The 22,361-nt window shown below is 42.2% G+C and carries 15 protein-coding genes; 2 read left to right on the forward strand and 13 right to left on the reverse strand.

The genetic code is table 11. The features are described 5' to 3' along the window. Position 1: 1 nt before the first annotated feature. The 4 genes from BGX16_RS08260 to BGX16_RS08275 are packed head-to-tail and all read right to left on the reverse strand — an operon-like array spanning position 2 to position 6,035. Positions 2–3,148, reverse strand: a complete 3,147-nt coding sequence (locus BGX16_RS08260) for a DEAD/DEAH box helicase family protein (protein WP_100425618.1) — start codon at positions 3,146–3,148, stop codon at positions 2–4. Further along, a complete protein-coding gene (locus tag BGX16_RS08265) occupies positions 3,145–4,590 on the reverse strand; it encodes a protein kinase domain-containing protein (protein WP_100425619.1) in 1,446 nt (481 codons plus the stop codon). The genes BGX16_RS08260 and BGX16_RS08265 overlap by 4 nt, the downstream gene beginning before the upstream one ends. A 6-nt stretch (positions 4,591–4,596) precedes the next feature. Continuing rightward, the gene (locus BGX16_RS08270; RefSeq protein ID WP_100425620.1) at positions 4,597–5,322 is read right to left on the reverse strand and encodes a PP2C family serine/threonine-protein phosphatase; all 726 of its coding nucleotides are present in this window, start codon (positions 5,320–5,322) and stop codon (positions 4,597–4,599) included. 2 nt (positions 5,323–5,324) lie between these two features. Beyond that, complete coding sequence (locus BGX16_RS08275; RefSeq protein ID WP_100425621.1) at positions 5,325–6,035, reverse strand: vWA domain-containing protein; 711 nt, start codon at positions 6,033–6,035, stop codon at positions 5,325–5,327. Positions 6,036–6,111: 76 nt separating this feature from the next. On the opposite strand from BGX16_RS08275, the gene BGX16_RS08280 reads away from it, so the two are divergent. Then, the gene (locus BGX16_RS08280; RefSeq protein WP_241899498.1) at positions 6,112–7,650 is read left to right on the forward strand and encodes a sigma-54-dependent transcriptional regulator; all 1,539 of its coding nucleotides are present in this window, start codon (positions 6,112–6,114) and stop codon (positions 7,648–7,650) included. A gap of 15 nt (positions 7,651–7,665) precedes the next feature. Here BGX16_RS08280 and BGX16_RS08285 read toward each other — a convergent pair whose 3' ends face one another. Next, positions 7,666–8,961 (reverse strand): ATP-binding protein, encoded by a 1,296-nt coding sequence (locus tag BGX16_RS08285; protein WP_100426803.1) that lies wholly within the window; start codon positions 8,959–8,961, stop codon positions 7,666–7,668. Positions 8,962–9,461: 500 nt separating this feature from the next. Between BGX16_RS08285 and BGX16_RS08295 the strand changes: the two genes are divergently transcribed. Further along, entirely contained in the window at positions 9,462–10,478 is a 1,017-nt protein-coding gene (locus BGX16_RS08295; protein WP_157797941.1) for an Rpn family recombination-promoting nuclease/putative transposase, read from the forward strand. A gap of 24 nt (positions 10,479–10,502) precedes the next feature. Here BGX16_RS08295 and BGX16_RS08300 read toward each other — a convergent pair whose 3' ends face one another. The 8 genes from BGX16_RS08300 to BGX16_RS08340 all read right to left on the reverse strand — a co-directional run bounded on the left by BGX16_RS08300 (position 10,503) and on the right by BGX16_RS08340 (position 22,360). Beyond that, complete coding sequence (locus tag BGX16_RS08300; protein ID WP_100425625.1) at positions 10,503–11,273, reverse strand: ORF6N domain-containing protein; 771 nt, start codon at positions 11,271–11,273, stop codon at positions 10,503–10,505. A 327-nt stretch (positions 11,274–11,600) separates the two neighbouring features. Continuing rightward, entirely contained in the window at positions 11,601–13,529 is a 1,929-nt protein-coding gene (locus BGX16_RS08305; protein WP_100425626.1) for an LlaJI family restriction endonuclease, read from the reverse strand. A gap of 3 nt (positions 13,530–13,532) precedes the next feature. Then, a complete protein-coding gene (locus tag BGX16_RS08310; RefSeq protein WP_100425627.1) occupies positions 13,533–14,522 on the reverse strand; it encodes a Fic family protein in 990 nt (329 codons plus the stop codon). 3 nt (positions 14,523–14,525) lie between these two features. Next, entirely contained in the window at positions 14,526–15,332 is an 807-nt protein-coding gene (locus BGX16_RS08315; RefSeq protein WP_100425628.1) for a hypothetical protein, read from the reverse strand. Between the two features lie 281 nt (positions 15,333–15,613). Next, positions 15,614–16,966 (reverse strand): IS5 family transposase, encoded by a 1,353-nt coding sequence (locus tag BGX16_RS08320; RefSeq protein WP_198514820.1) that lies wholly within the window; start codon positions 16,964–16,966, stop codon positions 15,614–15,616. A gap of 135 nt (positions 16,967–17,101) precedes the next feature. Next, positions 17,102–18,454, reverse strand: a complete 1,353-nt coding sequence (locus BGX16_RS08325; RefSeq protein WP_198514888.1) for an IS5 family transposase — start codon at positions 18,452–18,454, stop codon at positions 17,102–17,104. 603 nt (positions 18,455–19,057) lie between these two features. Further along, positions 19,058–21,136 (reverse strand): ATP-binding protein, encoded by a 2,079-nt coding sequence (locus tag BGX16_RS08335; protein WP_100425630.1) that lies wholly within the window; start codon positions 21,134–21,136, stop codon positions 19,058–19,060. A gap of 3 nt (positions 21,137–21,139) precedes the next feature. Beyond that, positions 21,140–22,360 (reverse strand): DNA cytosine methyltransferase, encoded by a 1,221-nt coding sequence (locus BGX16_RS08340; RefSeq protein WP_100425631.1) that lies wholly within the window; start codon positions 22,358–22,360, stop codon positions 21,140–21,142. Between the last annotated feature and the right edge of the window lies 1 nt (position 22,361).

Below are 22,361 nucleotides of genomic sequence, written 5' to 3' on the forward strand. Positions count from 1 at the left end.
ATTATTTTTCCTCGTCTGCAAGTTTAATAAATTCTTTTAATGCGGGAACTTCCTCTTGTGCTTTTTCTGTTTCATACATTTTTCTATTTCCTACAACCACGAGAAGTTTCTTTTGACGCGAAAATGCGACGTTCAGGCGGTTTTCCGATTTTAGGAACCCGAAGATGTTTCTGTCGTTGCTACGAACGACGGAGAAGAACACGATATCGAATTGTCGACCTTGGAAGGCGTCGATAGATCCGATTTCTAGTTGTTTGCTGTCAATTTTTTTCTTGAGTTCTGCGTCTGACTTAGCAATTTTATCAATGAGTCGTGTTTGTGCACTGTATGAGGCAATAACACCAATAGTTTCGTCAGTTTCCTTGATAATTTCCTTTATGCGCTTAATAATTAGCTCAGCTTCAGCCTCGTTCGTTTTGCTTATTTTTCCAGATTCCTTGCTATCGACATTTTCCCAAACCGCACACTTGCAATCTCCATTTTTCTTAGTGTATCTTGAAACATGATGAATGCAGTCATTGGGATTTTTGCCGGTTTGAATATGTGTCTCGTCTCCGTAAAAATTTCGACTTACAAAGTCGCTTAGTTTTTGCGGCATACGATATTGAGTGTCGAGAGTTACCGTGCGTACAATGCCATCATTTCGTTCTGTTTTTAAATAATCCCATAAAGATTCGAATAGAGACTTTTCCATAAAGCCCTTCAATTCTTCGAACCGTTCCCTAGAATCATTGCTGGATTCCATTTGCTCTAGAATATCTTGATTAACAAGTTGGGGGAGCTGCTTGTGGTCGCCTACTAGTATAACTTTTTTTCGGGCTAAGGTGATGGGTATGAATAGATCAAGAGGATTTGCTCGAGCGGCTTCATCGATGATGACGTAATCAAACTCAAAGTTTTTCTTACCAAGAAGCCTTACAAAAGATTCACTTTTTGATTGCTGTACTGTTGCCGCATAGGTCATGGCGTAACGGAGCATCGCGTTTCTGATGGATTTGAATTTGACATTCTCCTTATAGCCGTTTAAAACAATCAGTTTTTGTAGGTCGGTTTGCCTGATGCGTTCTTTGATGTTGGGCTCGATGGTCGTGTCAATATAATTCTTTAGACTTGTGAACAGATGATTGTCAAAGGAATCCGTTGGATTGGGTACCATTTGCTCAATGCACTTGTTTCTGAGTTCTTCAATCCAGTCAAGGTCATTTTGGCTAGGATTGGAGTTCGCTAGTTTCTTTAGCTGATCATACCCTTTTTCCAGGGCGTAACAATTCAAGGAATTCTTGCGTAAATCGTAGTATTCCAACACTCGCTCGATCATTCTCTTGCCGTCGTCATTGTATCCCGTGTTGGTTGTTCTTAATCCCATTAGGCATTGGTAGAATTTATTGTTTATTTGCTTGACTTGGAATTTCTTTTTGAGTTCCTTAAGAGTATCCACTTCTGACGGAGAAAGGATGCTGTTTGTGACGGCAAGATTGATGATTTCTTGTAGTAGGTTTCGTATTTCGTAAGAAGAGCTTGCAGCGCTTAGTGCATTAAGGCTTATTTGCAATTTTTCGTATTCGATGTACTGCGAGTCGGACTGTAACTTATTTATCTGTTCGTCAATTTTTTTTGCGGTATCTTCTTGCCATTTCTGGAGTCCTCTGAAGATTTGTTCCTTGTCCTTTTGTTCACCATAAAAGCGAAATACGGGAAGTCCCCAAATTGAGCTTCCGTCAGCCACATTATCAACAGCTACATGTTGGAAACCTGTCAGCAATATGCTAGGCATTTTTTCGGGATGCTTTGGGTCTATCGATTGTAGATATTTTTGTAATGCGTTGATAACGCTGGTCTTTCCTGTTCCGGGAGGTCCTTGGATAAGGGCTATGTCAGGTGTGCTCAGACAAACCTTTAGTGCTCTTTTTTGTGCTTCATAGGGTTTTCTGTTACCGAATGCCGCTTCAATTTTTAGGTCATTCAGCCTTTTGGGAATGGCTGCGGAACCGAAGGCGGGAAGCGTCGTTTTATTTAAAATGTCTGTAATAGATGCAATGGGAATGTTGCGTGTTCGGATATTTTCTAGTGCTGCTGTTCTGCGGTTGGATGCTATAGACCATGGTTTAAAATCTATGGCGAATCCCTCAAGTTCTAGCTTTTCGCTATTGTCATATTTAGGTTTTCTTTCGCCCCATTTCCAGGAAACTGTTCTTGTTTTCTCGTCAATCCGTTCGTCGCAAATATTGTAACTCTTACGTTTCGAGAAAACGTAGATGGAATAAGAATTCTTTTGATTGGCGTTCAGCTGATCGTATATGTTCTTGAAATTTTCTATTTCTTCGGATTTGTTTTGAAGTGTTGCGCTACAGTTTTCTCCTTTGGCTGTTATCTTTTCGATGCGAAGGATGCCAGACTGGATTTTATAATCTTCCAGCATCTTTGCGTCAACCTGATTATACTTTTCCCAAAGGTTTATGATGGAGTTTGGGTCTGCTGCTTGCTTAGCTAACTGTGCATTCAAAATGGGATCGCTTACGATGACTTCTTGTTCTGATACGAATCGAATGTGTGCAATCCCTTTTTGTACATTCAATTTTTTTTGAGGAGACTTTTTTAGATTGCTGACAAAGAGATACTCCTTGCCATCTACCTTCTTACTTTCGATATTTGCAACATAATTGCATCCGAGCCATCCTCCTTCCAAATTTGACGTATTGCTCAGAATTCTAAAAAATAAGTACGAATTTTCAGTGGTTTGGAAAAGAAACTCTTTTTTGAACCATTCAAGTGCCTGTTCTGTTTCTTTAAAACCATGTTTCTTAGTGACTTCTATGAGCCTGTAGGTTGGAATGACGATGCAGCATGTCTGTTCGGTGTTTCCTATAATGGTCGGTCCGCCAAAATCCCACTTGTTTAGGGTCACCTCGTATTTTTTTTCTGCTTGTTTTACGGAATCTACAATGTAGAGTGACTCCTGATTGTATGGATGTGAATTTTGTGGCCAGAATATCCTTTCTGGATGATTGTAGTTTTTGAAATATCCGCTTGGGGTGAATTCCAAAACATCGTGTTTGGCGATTTCGAATTTTCCGTCATTGTCAAATATGGCGTCTATGACTTGTGCCGAAGAATTGCATGCAATGATATTCAGTTGCTCGTTATTCATTCTTCACCCCAGTATTTGAATAGGATGACGCTCCTGAATTTCAAGGGATCGTTTTCTTTGGAATCATCATGTATAATGTTTGTTCGTGTGTATTCGGGGAAAAGAATTTGGTACTGTTTGCCTTCCTTGACGTCGATAAGGAGGGATATCCCCTTTTTTAGGGTGCAGCTTTTCGTGGTTTTTTCTTTGGGGATGTTTAATGTAACCTTCAGCTCCTTCTGATCGGTCAGTAGTATGCTCAGTTGCTGCTTGGATACGTTGAATGATGCTTCGATGTTGGCCGATTTGGTTTCTGCTATGGGAATGTTCATTAGGGTGGATGTATCCTCTAGCAGATACGCGGGATGGCTGAAACCTGTGTCTTGAATTTTGTTCCCTGCAAGAATGGTATTGAGTATAAGAATATATGGAGTATGTGATTCTTTGTCGCAAAACGGACATTCATGCTTCTTGCTGACTTTGATATAATGCTTTCCGCAATTCTTGCATTTCATAAAAGATGTTTCGCCTATTCGAAGCGTCTCAATCCATTCAAATAGGGCGGGCCTTGTCAAAAAACTTTTTTCACCGGAAAAAGTCCTTTTGAAAAGACTCTGTAGCATTTCTGTTTCCAAAAGATTGCGGAGAGCCGATGATTTGCCTGTGTTGTCTTTGTCCATGTCGTCAATAAAGGGAAGATCCGATTCCTCCTCTTTTTTTCCCATGGTGGATATTTCCATGGTTGCAGCATCGGTTACGAGTTTGCCGTGGAACGGCAACTCTTGTCGTAGAGTAAAGAATGCTATGACTGCAAAACTCCATGTGTCGCTCAAGGGCGTGTTGAACTTATGTTCTCTTACAACTTCAGGAGCGGAGAATCCTTTGAATGCAATAGAATCGTTGAAGTCGGCGGCAATGACCATGTTGTCACAGTCAATTAATTGAACTTCATTATATTCTGTATTGCTTGAAATAAAAACATTATTAGGATTTAAGTCTCCGTAACAGTATCCTACGGAATGAATTTGTTCAAGAATTTCAGCAAGCTTCCGCAAAAGTGTGTAGATGCGGCGGATGCCACCTAGTCGATCAAGATATAAAGCAAATGATTCGTTTTTTTTGCATTGAAGACTGCTTAACGAAACCATGTCTTCCATTAGTTCCATGACGTAACCATAGAAGATTTTGCCTCCTTTTTCTATAGGCTTGATTTCGTTTAGAGGCTTTGCGATATAGTCGGGCAAATCGATTCTAGAACGAAGATTCCTGTAGCGTCTATAGACTGTTTCCTGATTGAAGCCTTTTGAAGTGTAGCTCAGTTTGACGAGTAAGTTAGTCCGCTGGGTCTTATATACGGCTCCTTGGCCACCTTCACCGATGCATTCTTTTAGTTCGAAAATGCCTGCACTTTCGGTTTCAACATTAGTGATTTTATTTTGCTTTACAATTTCGTCTGTAAACATAATTAGTCACCTTCGTTCAATGACGACGATTGTCTTATCGTCTATGTGGTGTTGGGTTGGCCAATGAATCAATTCGTTTGTAAGTTCTTTTTGCGCTTGTTTTTTTGAACTTTTGAGAAAAATATCAAATGTGGAAACAAAATTTTCGATTGCCTCTGGTAAAATATCTTCGCTAATGCCGTCGGTCATCATGAGTAGTCGATCTTTTGATGAGGATAGGTCAATTTTGTTCATTCGCCAAAGGGGAGAAATGTCATAGTTTCCCATAGCGGATGTTTCATTGCCGAAACCATTTTTATTATCTGCGAATACGTTGATTTTTTCATTGTGTTTTACAAGAGTCATTCCGTCGCCCAATTGGGCCAACCATCCCTTACCTTTGCTATTTATGATAGCTAGTTGGCAAGTGCTGCCGCACTTGTCTGCTCCATACTTGCGCGAATACATCAACCAATGACAATGCAGTAATCTTAGAAAATCTGTAAGATCGTGTGGCTTGATTTGATTCCATTCTTTAAAGCATGGAGTGAATAGCTTGCATAAAGTTTTTGCCCCGTAATCGCTGTGGGCGTGGGAGCCTAAACCGTCACAGACCATCACTAAAAGAAATTTACCAACAAAGCCGATGAACGTACTGTCTTGGTTTGGAATGTTCTCTCTGATGTGTCCGGGACCACGTGCTGAGGCTTGGATATATTTCCATTTGCAACGAGTGAAAAATTCTGTAAGCAAATTTAGTCCTCGTCAAATAGCTCTTTAACGTTTTCAGAAAGGCTGATGATATCGTTTGGGGCTATTTCGCCTGGCTTGGCGGATTGGGAACTTTTGATTGCGGACATGGTAACGCATTTGAAAAATTTTTGTATTTCAATGGCGTTGTTCGCCTTAAAAATGGGCATTTCTTCGTTGTTTACGAACTTTTTCAGCATGCTTTCGTCTGCGTCCGCGCCAATGGCGAGGGCGAGTCGATTTGCTTTTTTACTTCTTTCGTTATTAAGAAGCCTATCTAATGGTTGTTGCCAAAGGTCGTTAGGCATTCCGTCGGATGCTAAAACGATGAAAGGACGATATGCGCGGGAAGGGTAGATTTCTCTATTTTCTAGCAAATCAACAAGGCTAGTCAAAGCTTTGCCGAGAGGTGTGTCGCCTATAGCTTGCATTTTGTTAATGACGTTCATTTTAGAAGGATCATTGGCTATTTCACTAGCTGATTGTGGTTCCAAAATGATGTTTGCGGCTTGGTTGCCGAACGTTATGATTGAAACGTATATTTCAGCTTCTAGAGCTGACGATGAAGCGTCTTTGAATGAACTGATCATGTTATTCAAAGCGTGCTTTAACGAATCTAATTTTCCGATTTCATTCATACTGCCACTTACGTCCGCAAGAATGATTACGGGAAGTGGACGAGATTGGATGCTTACGACGGTATCGAATACACTCATGATATACTCCTTTGTGTGACTATATACATTTTTTACAAACGATGTATGCGGTTAAATGTGTTTTCTTTGGAAGTCTGTGCAAAAATTGTGCCAAGTTTATGAATGTGGTTTTTGTAGCGTTTTTCGTGTTTTAAATATCAAGAATGCGAAAAGTTTTTCTTATTTATATAAAAATTTTTCGTATATTCCAATTGATATGAAAACGAAAATCACATTGCTTACTTGGATGGCCGTCAATAATGATCCTAGTGCTTTAGAGTCTTTATTGAAAAAGTTGGGTCAGAAATATGACGTTGAAAAGGTTATATACCTTTATCAAAAAGAATATGTGGAAAAGTTGAAAGAAGTACAACCGCTTAGTTCAGCTATAAATCCGGTAGAGGTGAATGTCAAGAATCCGACTGCACATAAAGAGATTTATGAGATTATAAAGCGAGAAATTCTCCCGATGGTGAATGATGAACCAAATTTGTTCATCAATGTCTCTTCGGGTACGCCGGCGATGCATGCTGTTTGGATTATTTTATATGCTGGAGGCGTTTTCCCTGAAGGAACACAATTACTGTCCTCACAAATAAATCGAAAGACGGGAGCAACGACTTGTGACAAGGTTGATTTCCCGATTGATACGTATTTAAGTGAACTCCGTCGATATGAAAGGGAAAACCCGAAAGAGGCTATTTATAAACCTGAGTCTGTAAAATCAGAAGCTCGTAAAAAGGCTTTAGAGCAAATTCGTGTTTTCGCGAGCGTTCAAGGCGTGCCGATGCTTTTGCTGGGAGAACGCGGCATTGGCAAAAGCCGTTTGGTTGAATCTGTTGTTTCTAAGATTAAGAAAAAAGAAGTGGTTTCGGTAGCCTGTGGAACGTTGGATTCTAATTTGGCTGAATCTGCGATGTTTGGTCATAAAAAAGGTTCTTTTACTGGTGCTACGGCTGACAAAAAGGGCTATTTTGGAGAGGCTGACGGTAAAATTCTTTTTCTGGATGAAATTCAGGATTTGCCGAAAGGTGTACAACGCAAGTTGCTTCGAACATTGCAAGACAAAAAACATCGCTATCGCATTTTGGGCGATGACAAGGAATCTACGGCGGATGTGGAACTTGTCTGTGCATCAAATTTGACAGAAAAGGAACTTCGTCAAAAACTGGATCCTGATTTTTATGATCGAATTAGCTTCTATACCGTGAATATACCGCCTTTGCGGGAATGTCGTGAAGATATTGTGGGGGACTGGAATGAAGTGTGGAAGACAGTCCGGTTGGATAGCTCTCCTAAGGACGCTCCCATGGATAAGTATCTTGAAAAATATTTTAGGACTTCCAGGTTGTCTGGAAATTTCCGAACATTGCAGTCGGTTGCTTACCAGTTTATAGCATGGAATGGCAAAAAGACGATTGCGGAAATCCTGAAAGATCTTCCTGCGGATGACTCTTCGAATGGAACTTTTGATATTGGGGAATTTTCAGAATTCCAAAACTTGACTTGGAAAGAGGCTACCAAGCTTTTCCAGCAAAAACTTGCTGAGTATTCGTGCGAAAAATATGGAACTCAAGAAGCTGCGGCTCAAAAGCTTGATTGTACCTCAAAGACTTTGCAAAATGCGATGAAGTGAAGTTAATGCGCTACGTCACCTGATCATAAACACAGCATAAAGTGGGACAGACTTGATTCCGTTTTCAATGCCGAAATTCTTTGCGGATATCCGGATGCTGTAGGGCGATTTGTGTTTTGAAACAAAGCTTTTGAGACTTTGTGATTTGTTGTGAGTTGACGACTTGACTTCAATGGGAATGATTTTGTTTTTTAGCCGAACGATGAAATCAATTTCGTTTTGATTGTTCTCGTTCCAGTAATACGTTTCTAGATGGTTGGCTTTTAATTGCGTATAAACGTAATTTTCAACAAGACCGCCTTTGAAGTCGTTGAATAACGGATTCTCGTAGACGACGTCATCGTACGTGGCGTTTTGCGATGCACAACACAGGCCAACGTCGCTCATGTACAGCTTAAAATCAGAGTCGGATGCGTTTGCCTTGAACGGTAATGCCATATGCTCGAGGCGGGCAACTTTAGATGCGATTCCGGCAAGGGTAATCCATTCGAGTGCGTTTTCAAATTCGCTAGCTCGTGCGCCGGGCTTTAATCCTCTGTATTGGAATTTCTTGTTTTCCTTAGCGAGTTGTTTTCCTATGCTTGCGTAGACGAGTCGGGTCTTGGCAATTTCGCTTTGCTTGTTGTATTTGCTCATGTCATTTTGATAAGCCGCGAGAATGTCGTTCTTGATGATGTCCGTTTGGAGAGGATTATGATTTTGAACAAAGTTGCTGACTGCGGCGGGCATGCCTCCGACAAAAAGATATTCCCTATAGGCTTCTAAAGCCTTTTTGTGCAAAGCTTCTTCGAGCGGCTTGTTTTTTGCATAGCATTCCTTGATTTGCTCAAGGAGAAAATTTTCTTCGCGTGCGGTTAAAAATTCTTCGAAATCCAGCGGGTGCATATCTATGATTTCAACCTTGCCGACAGGGAAGGAATACTGGTTTCGATTGACGGCAACTCCGAGGAGCGACCCCAATGCAATGATGTGGATGTCCGGAGCTTCTTCGCAAAAATATTTGAGCGATGTGAGCGCTTCGGGGCAGGCCTGCACTTCGTCGAAAATGACGAGAGTTTCGCGAGGAATCACTTTTTTTTGCTTGATGGCGGACAGTCTAGGCAAAATGTGGCTTGGTGCCAAGTTTGAAAAAATGGAGGAAAGGTCGGGGTCTCGTTCGAAGTTGCAGTAAATCACGTCGGAGTAATATTTTGCCCCGAATTCGGTGACGGAGTATGTTTTCCCGGTCTGGCGTGCCCCTTGGAGAATCAGTGGCTTGCGTGACGGAGAATTCTTCCATTCAATCAATTTTTCGATGATTTTGCGTTCCATATTAAAAATATACATTAAAAAGTGTTAATTTTATGTGTGAATTTACATTTTTTAGTGCTTTGGGTTCGTTCTTAGCAGATTTGCGGAATGTTTTAAGCAACACAAGAATTCTAAGGGTTGAATGGTTTTCCACATCAATAAAAGTTTGTTTTCTATATTCTTTCACGCTGATAATTAATCCTGCTGACAGCGTATTCGATTCGGGCAGGAAGTTTCACTATCTGCTTGAGGTCGTCTCCCTTTGCGAAATTGACGCTTTGCAAATCGAGACAGTTGCCCTGTGGGGAACCGGCCCCGTGGCTATCAACGTAGAGCACCGTCTGCAAACGCGGACGTAAAAACCATGTCGTAAACTGGTTTGCAAACGATTGCCGATAATAATCGGCAGCGTTAGAAGTGCTCTAAGATTGTCCGGTAATTGTTTGTGAACTGCAATTTAAAATAAGGTGATAGAGAATTCTCGGTCGCCTATTCGCCGCTTGTCGGCAAAAGGATATTTAGTGAATAGAGAACAGTACGCAAACATGCTCAAGGACATCTGCGAAACGCATAAGCAGGGAGGCGATGTCCCGGAGTGTATCGCAAAATACAAGGAACGTTACAAGTATGTCTACATTTATAACGACAACATTTTCAAGATGCTTTTCGGCACTCCTGAAAACGAGTCGATCACGGTAGATTTTTTGAATGCGGTCCTTTGCCTTCATGGAAGCGATTGCCTGGAGCATCTCGACTTTGTAAATCCGGCGGAGCCCGGGGCGTTTAGCAAGAGCATTACATCGGACGTTGTAATGACCGCGCAAAGCCTGGAACGGATTGTGCTGGAGGTGCAACACATTGAAGACGAAAGCTTTAGAGGTCGCCTCGTGTTTTATGCCGCAAAGCATACGGTTGCAAGTCTCGTGAAGGGACAGGGATATAATTTGCGCAATCTGAATTTGATCAGCTTGCAAATGTTTGACGCTTTCCCGGAATCGAGAAACTATTTGCACACGGTCCGACTCAAAAATCAGGAGAACAAGGATTTTTACAAGAAGCAGACGTTTACGCTTGTCGAAATCCCGAAATTTTTGAAGGGCAAATACGATGCAGACAATAGCATGTTGGCTCAATGGCTTCGAGTCATTGACGGTATGAATCGGGAATGTCCCGTGGCGGTGTCGGATGACTCGCCGTTTGCTCGATTGCAGGAAAAAGCCAGATTGAGTATATTTACGGAAGAATTTCTGGTAAGTGAGGCTGTCAAAATGGCTGATCGTGAATATGAACTTTACGTTGAAAAGAAACATGCCCGTGCTGAAGGCCTTGAAGAAGGTCGTGCCGCGGGTCGGGTAGAAGGCCGTGCAGAAGGTCGCGCAGAAGGTCGTGCAGAAGGCTTGGTGGAAGGCCGTGCTGATGAACGTCGTGAAATGGCGAAAGCCATGCTTGCCGATGGCGATTCTGTAGAAAAGGTTGCGCGAATTTCGAAGCTTTCAGAAGAGGATGTCCTTTCCTTGAAAGCTAGCCTTGGTCGATAATTTCGCAACAGGTCTTCACAAAGTTCAATAACGTTGCCCGTCTTCGAGGAGGCGGGCATTTTCTGTTTTTTCTAGCGTTTGGATGTTGACATAGTTGTCAATAATCAGCACCGACTTCTTCGCCATGCCGTAAATCTGCGCGTAAGCGACGTCCGCCTCCAGCTTGTGGCCGTTCAGAATCAGGAAGTGCCTGAAAAACGAAGGATCAACGAAATTTTCCATGACCATCCGGAGGTCCACATTGATTTTTCCCAAATCGCTCCGGATATCGCGAACTTCGCCGGAAAGCTCCTTTACTTCAGCGGAAACCGTTGCGATTTCGCGCGTGTTTTGAACAGTCTGTGCTGCAATCTGGGCAATTCCCGCTGTCCCGAGCAATTGATGGTTTTCAGCAACGATATAGTCCTTCATCTGCTTGAAAAGGCGAATCAAAGCCTTGCTTTGAGCAGTCGCCCGTTCGCCCTTGAGCACAGTCATAAGCATGTAGATGCCCTGTTCGGTAAAAACGTAGGGACTGGTTTTTGAGTATTTTCCCTGTTCTAGGGTCAAAAATTTTGACCCTAGAATTTCGCGATATTCCGTCCTCGTCAACTGAAACCGGAAATCGTCATCGAATTTTTCGATATTATTCTTGACCTGCTGATTGAATGCTTTGGTCGTATACCCGTAAATCTCGGCAAAGTCGGCATCGAGCATCACCTTGACCCCGCGAATGGTGTATATCCGCGATTTCAGCAGGGTTTCGTCGATGAGTGGGAACTCTGCGACGGCCAATTTATCAGTTTTTCTTGCCATAATAATCCTCTACTCGCACGGCATGTGCGAACGTTAAAAACGATTTTAATTGCGTCTGCATTGCGGACGCAATTAGGGTTTGTTTATATTTGGGATGCTCTTGCGGTGCTGTTGGCGAGGGTCTTCCCCGGCGTTACCTGGCGCGGCTTTCGCCACACACTCGAATAGGTCGTGTTCCTATCAGCTATCCAACAACATCAACAAAAAGGTTGATGAACCCCACTGCGGATGCACGTACGGGCCGCAAGGCCTATGCCGACTGTCGCAGGGATTGTCGTAATACGGGGATAAATGTACAAAGAGGCCAGCGGAAAGTCAACACGCGCGCTATTTTTCGATGGCTTTCCATCCGCAATTTTTGCGAAGATCTTCGTCTTCCCATATTTCATGGGACCATATGTAAAAGACTTCGCATTTGGCTTCGTCAACAATCTTTCGGATTGCTCGGTAATCGTCTTTGTCGCCTTCTTTTGATTTGTCTACGACATCACGTTCCAGCGCGAGTATCAGGCAATGTGGCGTTTCTGCAGGCTGGAATACGCGGCCCACTAGCGCACGGAAATGGCGGTCAACAAAATCCTGGAGCCGTTCGGCATAATCGGGTTTTTGCCAGTCCGGCAAATATATGGCCCAGAAATAATACTTATCTCTAAGTAAATTCAAAAAATTCTTTCGGAACTTCTCTCGGGCATCGCGTTTGAATTCATCTCGCAAGGACGAACGTTTGGATGTGTACGCCTTGAGCACATACAAGAAGTTCACGTTGTACACTTGCAATAAAAGCGTGTCACGGTCAAAGAGGCGGTTCTCGAAATGACGATTGCGCAGGTTCCAAAGAGACTGTCCTTTATTGGAACCGATTGGATTGCCCTCATCGTCTATGAGCTGATAGCTATTAGAATCTTCTTCGTTCTTTATCAACTCTTCCGATATGTCGTTTCTGAAATAGGGCTCACGAAACTGCGGCGATTCCTTATCGCCATCGCTATTCGGCAGATACCCGCGGATAAAGAAGTTCGGCGTAACGCTGTAGCCTTCAGTCAGCTCATCGCGATAAAGCAAGCCTTTGAAACTGTTCCCATTGTCCAGTAGTTCGCCAATGTTGTACTGAATGATGTTCTTCGCATAGGTGAATTGCTTGTATATGGAGGAACCCTCAATCTTTTTGCCATCGCTATAGTATTTGCTATCGCCAATGAACCAGATTTTCTGTTCTTCATCGGCAAATATGAGCTGGCGGTCTTTGTATAAATGATCGATGATTTTGCCGTCTTTCTGGTCCTTCAAATATTTCATGCCATTGGGCAAGTCATCCCCCACCAGCTTGTCGATCATCGCCTCGAATACGTTGTTGTACTTGCTCGTGAGCAGGTATTCGCTGCTGTAATCGCTTGCGCTGAAGTTGCCGCCCCACTCTAAGAACGCTTTCACGATGTTGTAGAGTTTCAGGAACTTGTCGGCAAAATACTTGTGCTTTATGCGGCTCAGTTCCACGAGGCCGCGGTGCCCCAGCAAGCGACGGAATTCATTCACGCGCATGGGGGCGTAGAATTCGGAATGCGGCATCTTGAAGCCGAAAGTCTCTTCGATGTAGTGCATCGCCGAAAAGTACAGCACCAGCAGGCGGTCGTCCAGGTCGAAAACTTTTTTCTTGTTTTCCAGCTCCATGTAGATGGGCGCGTCACCTTGCATAAACGGCTGCGTGTGTGCCACCGTGCGGCGCCAGTCAATGCGGTTGTTGCCGCTGTGCTTGTTCTTGGCCGTGAACACAAACAGGTTCTTGTTTTCGGTGTAGAACAGCTTCATCGCATTCATCACGTCGATGAGAGTCGGGGCTGCGGCATCGCTACCGAAACGGTGGACGTTCGGAGATTCTATAGCTCTGTCATTCGGATGCAGTTTCTGGTATTGCGCAATCGAGGAGCAGACCCACATCGAAAGGTTCGCGAGAAAATCCTTGGGTGCATTTTCAAGAGTGAAATTGGCGTCACCTTTTACTTCTTTGCCGAACGCCCTGACGCCATCTTCCAAGAACACCTTGGGCAGCACGAAAACGATTTTGTCGTCAGAATCCTTCGCTGTGCCCTTTGCGGACTTGTTATAAAGATACCCTACGCCGTCTAGTACAAACTCGCCGGATTTTCTTTTTGTAACAAAACCCTTCGGCAAGTCCCAATTACCGCCCTTCTTTTCTAGCGGAAGGACGCTTTGCAGGAATTTTTCGCTATAGGCGAACTGTTCGAACAGGAAAATCATTTATTATCCGACAATTTCCCAATAGCCGTTTTTGTCTGCGCCGTTGCGTTTCAGCATGCCTGCTTCTTGAAGCTTCTTTACATTTGCCGCAATGCTCTTGCGCGAAATGCCTATTTTTTTGGAAAGTTCGTCCAAAGTGACATGAGGATTCTTCTTGACGGCTTCCAGAATTTTCTTCTGATTTACAGTCACCTTTACAGTCACCTTTACAGTCACCTTTACAGTCACCCTCTTTTCGTTTTGGACGATTTCTTCAGCAGCCTTCAAAATCAACAAGAGCAGGAATTCAACAAAGGCGGTGCTGTCGGCTGTTGCATCGCAAGCTCTTAGCACCCTATAATATTTCGCTTGATTTTTCTGGATTAGAGATTCAACCGGAATCCACGCAAAAACTTTTTTCCAGTCCTTTAGAATTGCGCTCTGCCACAAGCGACCCAGGCGTCCGTTTCCATCTTGGAACGGGTGTATAAATTCAAACTCGTAATGAAAGACGCAAGACTTTACCAACGGGTGGATATCTGTCCTTTTCACCCACCTGAACAGGTCTTTCATTAGCGCCGGAACGCTGCTCGCCGGCGGTGCGACGTGGACCACGTTTTGCCCATTGAATATGCCCACTCCGCCACTGCGGTATCTACCATTGTTGCGAACCAAATCTTTCATCATGAGGGCGTGGGCACGCAATAGATCTTTTTCTTTTGTTGAGTCCAATGACAATAGCAAATCGTATGCCTGGATGGCATTTTTTACTTCTTGAATTTCATTCGGAGCACCAAGAACCCGCTTGCCATTTATGATTGCAGTGATCTGCTCAAGACTCAGCGAGTTGTTCTCTATCGCCAGTGTCGAGTGTATAGTCTTGATACGACTTTCCCTGCGGAGCTCGACATGGTGGGCACTAGATTCCAAGGAATTGATTTCGCCTATTTTTTCGGATATCTTTGAGATAAGGTCGATTATTTTTGGCGTGATTTCAAAGGGAGGGACGTACATATATTACCCCTCTTCTTTTAATAATTCGTCCAAGAACAGCTTTAAAAGGTCCTTTTTCTTGTAAAGGTCCTGGAAAGTAAAGAAATCTTCCTTGTCATTGATTTTTGCACGGAAGAATGAGCCGTTCTTGTGTTCGTCCTTGCAGACTTCGTTCCAAAGGTAGAACATCACCTTGCCGAGGAACCGTTCCTTAGAAATGACATTGCCGCTATCGGGCTTGATGAAGAATTCGCCGAGTTGCTTGTCTTCGGATTCGGTGAGATCCAGAATCTTATCATTGACGGTTTCGACAAAATTTTTCCAAAGATAATTCTTCCCGTTAGCGTCAGGAATGTCTATTTCGTACTTGGCAGCTTCTTTTTCATTTCCTTCTTCGTCCGTAAACGAAATCGGCACATACTCCCAATCAAAGCGACGCTTGAACGCACTATCCATGGGGAACAGCGACTGGTCGCTGGTGTTCATGGTGGCGAGAATGTTCAAGTTCGGCGGAAGGGCAATACTTCTTTCGGAAACAGGGTGTATTACTTTACCATCTTTTTCATAACTAAAGCCGATATAGTCGCTCCAAACGGTTTGCAATCCATCCTTTGAATCCTTTTTTAGCCAATCAGCAAAATCACTATCAATATCGATGCTGTAATCAGAAAAACCTTTGCCATTCCTATCGAGCAATTGGAAAATATCTCCGAAAATCTGGGCGCAGTTCCCGCGGTTGATTTCTTCGATAACGAGATAGACTTGAATATCTTTCCCGCTGTCATTCTGGAGGGGCGAAGCCCCGATAGAATCACGGGAATCTCTCTGCAAATACAGCTTCCAAGCCGCAGCGTAAGCCTTTGCGAAAACCTGCGGAACAAAGGAATAGGTGATTTTATCCTGATAGTCGTCTTTTTTTTCTAGGCTTGTATGCGCCTACAAACTGTGCGTAATCGTAATCCGGGTGAAATGTGGTGCGAAACTTGCGTTCAAACTTGTATTCTTTAAGGAATTTTATGTAAGCCTGAAGTGCGCTATGTTCAGGGTTGCTGACATTATCTTCTGAATCGACTTCAGAAAGTTTTTCTTCTAACTAGTTGACCCTTAAAAAGTCACTTCGCGAGCGCAGGATAAGGAGGTTCGCCGTTTTTATTCACCCCTTCCCGGCAAAGGAAGCAACAGTATAGCCATTCCAACAGGACAAAAAAGCGCCTCATGGCCCTCTTGAAGTTGAACGCCGCTGCTGCAAGCTTTGCATTGAGCATGTCGCCAAAGATTCCCTTGTAGAAATTTCTACCCATACGGTGGTCGCTTTTCAGGTGGCCGTTGATAGGCTCGATGCCTGCCCTCTTGCAAAAAAGCTTGTGAGCCTTTTCCTTCTGGTAGTAAGTCGCGTTTTTCTTCGGGACGTCCGGTATCACGATCTTTGTCGTTCCGGATTCCTTTTGTCCGCGGTAGCCTCGGTCGCATGCGGCCTGGCTCGGCCTGAATCCAAGCATTTGTTCAACATGGTCAAGCGTATCGTCTATCGTATGTCCGTCATACTCGTCCCGGAACGAGACCGCGCCGACAATGATGCCGCTGTAGCTCCGGGCGATTGACACCTTGTTGCCGAACTCGTATTTCTTGTGTTCCTTGCCCTTGCCGATGCATTTTACTTCGGGTTCGTGAAGCGAATAGACCTTGTCCTTGTCGCATTTCTTCTGTGCCAGAACTTTTTTGAAAAGCTCGATTTTTTCTTTGTACGTGTTCAACAAGTTCTTGCTGGCGAGATTTCGCTCTAATTCACGGACGAGCCGTCCCGCGATTGTCTTCAGCCTGCGATCTGCCTTGTGAGCCTTCTTGCCGTTCTTCGGGTGATTGCGGAAACGCTGGTCACGATGGACCTTCTTCAAGGTTCTCTTGTAGGACTGTCTTTGCGGAAGATCATGCTCTTCCACGATCCTCTGTACCTGTTCTATTATCTTGTTCGCAAGTTTGGCGTCTGTAGGGAACGTGATGTTCTTTTCCTGCACGGTCGTGTCAAGAAAGACCGTGCCGCATCCTGTCGGTCCTTGTTTATCGTGGTCATCGTTGACGAGGATACTTTCCTTGAGGATCATGTCCATGCCCGCTTCGCCAATCATGTGCCGGAAGTGAACAAGTTCGCTCGGGTCGCAGGGTTGCTCCGTCGAGAAGAACCGTTCTCCGCAAAAATACTGGTAATAGGCGTTTTCCTGAAACTGCTCCACGACGGACTCGTCCGATACGTTGCGGATGTGCTTCAGGATGATGAGCCCGGTCATGAGACGGATCGGCTTGTTCGGCGCACCCATTTTGTCGTCAAACCGTTTCGAAAACTCGGTCTCGAACTTGTTCCAGTCAATCTTGTTCGCGAGAACGTAGAGGGAATGCTTGTGGTTCAACTGCTCCTCAAGGGAACAGAAAAGGCTTGTCTGTGCGTGGGATTTTGGCGGTCTGTACATAAAAAATTGCAAGGTTTTCAATCATATTTTAGAAAACCTTGCAATATTTTCACAGGGTAGAAATCAGTTTTTCCCAATAGTTATGCGGGCTGGGCGGGATTTTAAGGGACGACTAACTAGTTGACCCTTAAAAAGTCACTTCGCGAGCGCAGGATAAGGAGGTTCGCCGTTTTTATTCACCCCTTCCCGGCAAAGGAAGCAACAGTATAGCCATTCCAACAGGACAAAAAAGCGCCTCATGGCCCTCTTGAAGTTGAACGCCGCTGCTGCAAGCTTTGCATTGAGCATGTCGCCAAAGATTCCCTTGTAGAAATTTCTACCCATACGGTGGTCGCTTTTCAGGTGGCCGTTGATAGGCTCGATGCCTGCCCTCTTGCAAAAAAGCTTGTGAGCCTTTTCCTTCTGGTAGTAAGTCGCGTTTTTCTTCGGGACGTCCGGTATCACGATCTTTGTCGTTCCGGATTCCTTTTGTCCGCGGTAGCCTCGGTCGCATGCGGCCTGGCTCGGCCTGAATCCAAGCATTTGTTCAACATGGTCAAGCGTATCGTCTATCGTATGTCCGTCATACTCGTCCCGGAACGAGACCGCGCCGACAATGATGCCGCTGTAGCTCCGGGCGATTGACACCTTGTTGCCGAACTCGTATTTCTTGTGTTCCTTGCCCTTGCCGATGCATTTTACTTCGGGTTCGTGAAGCGAATAGACCTTGTCCTTGTCGCATTTCTTCTGTGCCAGAACTTTTTTGAAAAGCTCGATTTTTTCTTTGTACGTGTTCAACAAGTTCTTGCTGGCGAGATTTCGCTCTAATTCACGGACGAGCCGTCCCCCGATTGTCTTCAGCCTGCGATCTGCCTTGTGAGCCTTCTTGCCGTTCTTCGGGTGATTGCGGAAACGCTGGTCACGATGGACCTTCTTCAAGGTTCTCTTGTAGGACTGTCTTTGCGGAAGATCATGCTCTTCCACGATCCTCTGTACCTGTTCTATTATCTTGTTCGCAAGTTTGGCGTCTGTAGGGAACGTGATGTTCTTTTCCTGCACGGTCGTGTCAAGAAAGACCGTGCCGCATCCTGTCGGTCCTTGTTTATCGTGGTCGTCGTTGACGAGGATACTTTCCTTGAGGATCATGTCCATGCCCGCTTCGCCAATCATGTGCCGGAAGTGGACAAGTTCGCTCGGGTCGCAGGGTTGCTCCGTCGAGAAGAACCGTTCTCCGCAAAAATACTGGTAATAGGCGTTTTCCTGAAACTGCTCCACGACGGACTCGTCCGATACGTTGCGGATGTGCTTCAGGATGATGAGCCCGGTCATGAGACGGATCGGCTTGTTCGGCGCACCCATTTTGTCGTCAAACCGTTTCGAAAACTCGGTCTCGAACTTGTTCCAGTCAATCTTGTTCGCGAGAACGTAGAGGGAATGCTTGTGGTTCAACTGCTCCTCAAGGGAACAGAAAAGGCTTGTCTGTGCGTGGGATTTTGGCGGTCTGTACATAAAAAATTGCAAGGTTTTCAATCATATTTTAGAAAACCTTGCAATATTTTCACAGGGTAGAAATCAGTTTTTCCCAATAGTTATGCGGGCTGGGCGGGATTTTAAAGGACGACTAACTAACACAGAAAGTTCATCTACATTCCAAATGTCGCCGAATTTTTCTTTGTTGTCAAGGACCTCTGCGTAATGAGCCTTTTTCGCCGTGTCAGAATCAAGGAACAGCTGCTTTCTGATTTCACCAGGCACTTCCAAAAATATCTTCATTAGGAAGAATCGAGTTTACTTTAAAAGACTTGCCTGTGCCAGGAGCACCAAAAAGAATTAGTTGGGTTGAATTGATATTTTGTATTTTGTCATTCAAACGAGAGAATCTTTCTTCAAACAACTGCTTTAAGTTTTTTACTTCTTATTCTCCAAATTGTAAAACTTGCTTCGGTGAGAGCTCTCTATTAATATCCGCTTGGGAATATATTGTTATTTGAAAAAATTTCTCTCCATCGATTTTTTGAATGAATATCTCGCCAAAACATCTTTTTTAATTTGAAAATCAATGTCAGACATTTGTATTCAATTAATGTTAATTCGAAACATTTGGCACCTCTGCTAATTTTGTTTTGGGTATCTTTCTTCCATATATTTTTCAAGATTTTCTACAATATAAAAATTCCATAGTTCTTTTATTGTTTCATCAAAATAATCCTCAATTTTCTGATTTCGCCTTTTTAACTCTATATCTTGAGGAATTTCAATATTGTCAAACGGCACAATCTCTTGATCATTATTAATCTTACGACCAGCATTCAAGTGGTCTATTATACGATTGAACATTTTTATGAAAAATAAATATGATTTGCGAGATAATAAAATTTTTTTATTTTCTTCTATCACGAACTCCATTTTCCCATTTGTAATAAATTTGGGAAGTTCATCGTATGTAAGGGTCAGAGAGATGTAATCTCCAATGGCTCGAGTTGCCCATCCGGCACCTCCTTCAAACATGCAAAATTCACTTTGCTTGTATTTATTACTTGTCAAATAAAGAAGTAAGACATTATCTTTCAGTATATTGTCTTTGATTTGTTTTGCAAGAGCGTCCTTATTGTCGTACTGATCAACACTGTCTTCCTTTGATGTGTAAAAAATTTCTTCGTCTCTAGCGCCCCTATCTTTTAACGTATAGTAAATAAAATCAGAAATTGGTCTATCAGCTCGCGAATGTGAAATAAATAATTTATAATCATTTTTGGGAGCAACATCTCCCTTTATTTTGTTTGATAATGTTATGGACAACTCCTGTTTGGATTTTTCTGACAGACCTTTTACGTTAGAAAGCTCTTCATCCATTTCCCTTGTAAATTGCTTTTTCGCATTGTCATCTTGTTTTTCTTTTAATCTTTTTTGTTTTTCTTTTATTTTATCTGCAAGAGCAGTCCTTTTACTTATTAGATGATAGACAATGTTTGATACAATATTTTTCAACAATAAAATACGTTCGTCTTGTTCGTCTAAGCCTTGTCTATTTGATGTTGCGATATCTGGCAAATCATCATCATCAAGTATATCAAAATGAATTTCACCTTCAATATAATTTACAAAGGCCTGTGTATTATTTATGACATTTAAAAAATTTTCAATAGCAAGTTTATTTCGCACATACAATCTCAATTGGATTGGATTATAAAACTTGTCCTTAGAGAACAATGGATCATTCTTTTGTGCCGCTTCTTTATCAATTGTGCCGTGTAAACCAATCCAGCCGTTCAGCGAATATCTTTTTTTTATTTTTTCTCCATTTGCGGTTTTAAAATAATCGTCACCCTCAATCTTAATATTTTCTTTTGTTGGAGAAAATTCAGAGATTTCAATGTTATGAGGGTACGATTGATTTCCATATAGTTTGGGATAAGGAAAACGGATTATGCAATCTTTTGCATTTTTGATTTCTTTGATTATTTTAGACCGTCCATTGCTTTTATATTCGATAAAAGCCATATTTTTAAAAGCAATTTCTTTTTGTACTACTTGAAAAGAAATCTTTTGATTATTTTTATCTCTTACGCAAAGATGAATCTTCCGATTATCCATCGAATCTAAGGCAAAAATATTCGACAGCTTTCTTGCTAAAGCTGCATACGCAACTTCGCCAAGTCCTGTTAAATCTACATTCTCTAATCGTAGCGTAGTGCCGGTCTTGCACTCTCCCCATATATCAGAACAATCTAAAATTATATCATCTTTAATATTGCGCAAAAAAGGTTTTTCTTCCTTATCATTGGCATTTTCGTGAAATTGCATTTCCCATTTCGAATTAGTATCCGTAGTTTTTGATATCAAATAATATTTATCTGTCAGATACAATGCAGCCAATTTCCCTATTCCTTTTCTCCCCATTAAAAGATATCCGTCATTATATTTTTTTGCATTTACTCGTTTGTTAAAACCCACTTTTACATATGTACTAATTCCATCTCGATTCATGCCGGAGCCATCATCTATAATTTCTATAGTCGATTTGTTTTTGTTTATGCAGTTTATATAAACATAAACATTCGTTGCTCCAGCATCGAATCCATTTGCAACCAATTCTGAAATCGCGCTCCATACATTTGAGTAAAGATTTTTTCCAAGTAATTTTAGTGCAAGCCAACCAAATTCAAATTTGACATCATTTAATTTGTTCATATTCTAAATCCCTTTTAGAAATTTTTCTATTTGTTTAGACATTTCCAAAGCCAATAAAGGTGGAACAGCATTCCCTATTTGCATTGTCACATCATCTTTCCCTCCAAAAAATTTAAACCAATCTGGAAAAGACTGTATTCGCGCACCTTCTCTGGGCGACAGAGCTCTATTTTGATTATAATGAATACATCTCAATGACGATGGAGTTGATAAATTGTTTGTTATAGTAGGAGAAGGACTGCTTTCTATCAAACGACCATACGTATTGCCGTATCCAGATGTCAGTCTATATTTTTCGTCTATTTTGCCTTCATCAACTAACTTATTAAAATCATTTTTCCCCTGTCCTTGAGCTACATTTTCTATTACAGTTCGAATTTTTTCGCCATAAATACCACAATAATGTTGAGTTAGTGTATTATTACTTCCCCGCATCAATCGTTGATAATCGTTACAAGGATTTTGCGTATAGTTTTGAATGTTTTCCCCTTCATTCAATAATGGTAAATCAGAAATCGCCTGAGATACTGAGATGGGTGTTGCGTCTAACGGCTCAGGATACACCCAATCTTGTTCAATATCAGACCTTACTCCAACAATAAACACTCGTTCTCTATTCTCGGGAACACCAAAAGCTGAAGCATTTAATGTTTTACAACTGATTTTATACTTTAAATCCTTGTCTACTTTCGAAAAATGTTTTTTTATTTTATTTATTATTAAATCTCCATAATGATCAACAATAGGTTGGTTTACCGTTCTAGATTTTTTCTTTATTTTCTCGTATAAAATATTTCCATTTTCATCTTTTTTATAGAATATTTCCCGCATCGATAATATGCCCCTAACATTTTCAAATAGAAACATTTTGGGCCTAGTAACTTTTATGATTCTCAAATATTCTTTAAACATCTGAGCTTTTTCATCATAGAGTCTTTTTCCAGCAGTGCTATATGATTGACAAGGGGGGCCACCAATAATTAAATCTACCAAATTATCTCCGATTAATTGTAATATTTCTTCCGAATTTAATTCGCGAACATCTCGATTCACCATATGAATGTCAGGATAATTATCGGAAAAAGCTTGAGCAGCATTTTTATCAAATTCATTCGCAAATAGAAAATGATTTTGATTATTACGTACAAAGGAAAATCCTTTTTTTTTGTAATAAAAACCAAAGGTCAATCCACCTGCTCCTGAAAAAAGATCAATTATATTCATG

It is taken from the genome of Hallerella succinigenes (assembly GCF_002797675.1).
Lineage (GTDB): Bacteria > Fibrobacterota > Fibrobacteria > Fibrobacterales > Fibrobacteraceae > Hallerella > Hallerella succinigenes.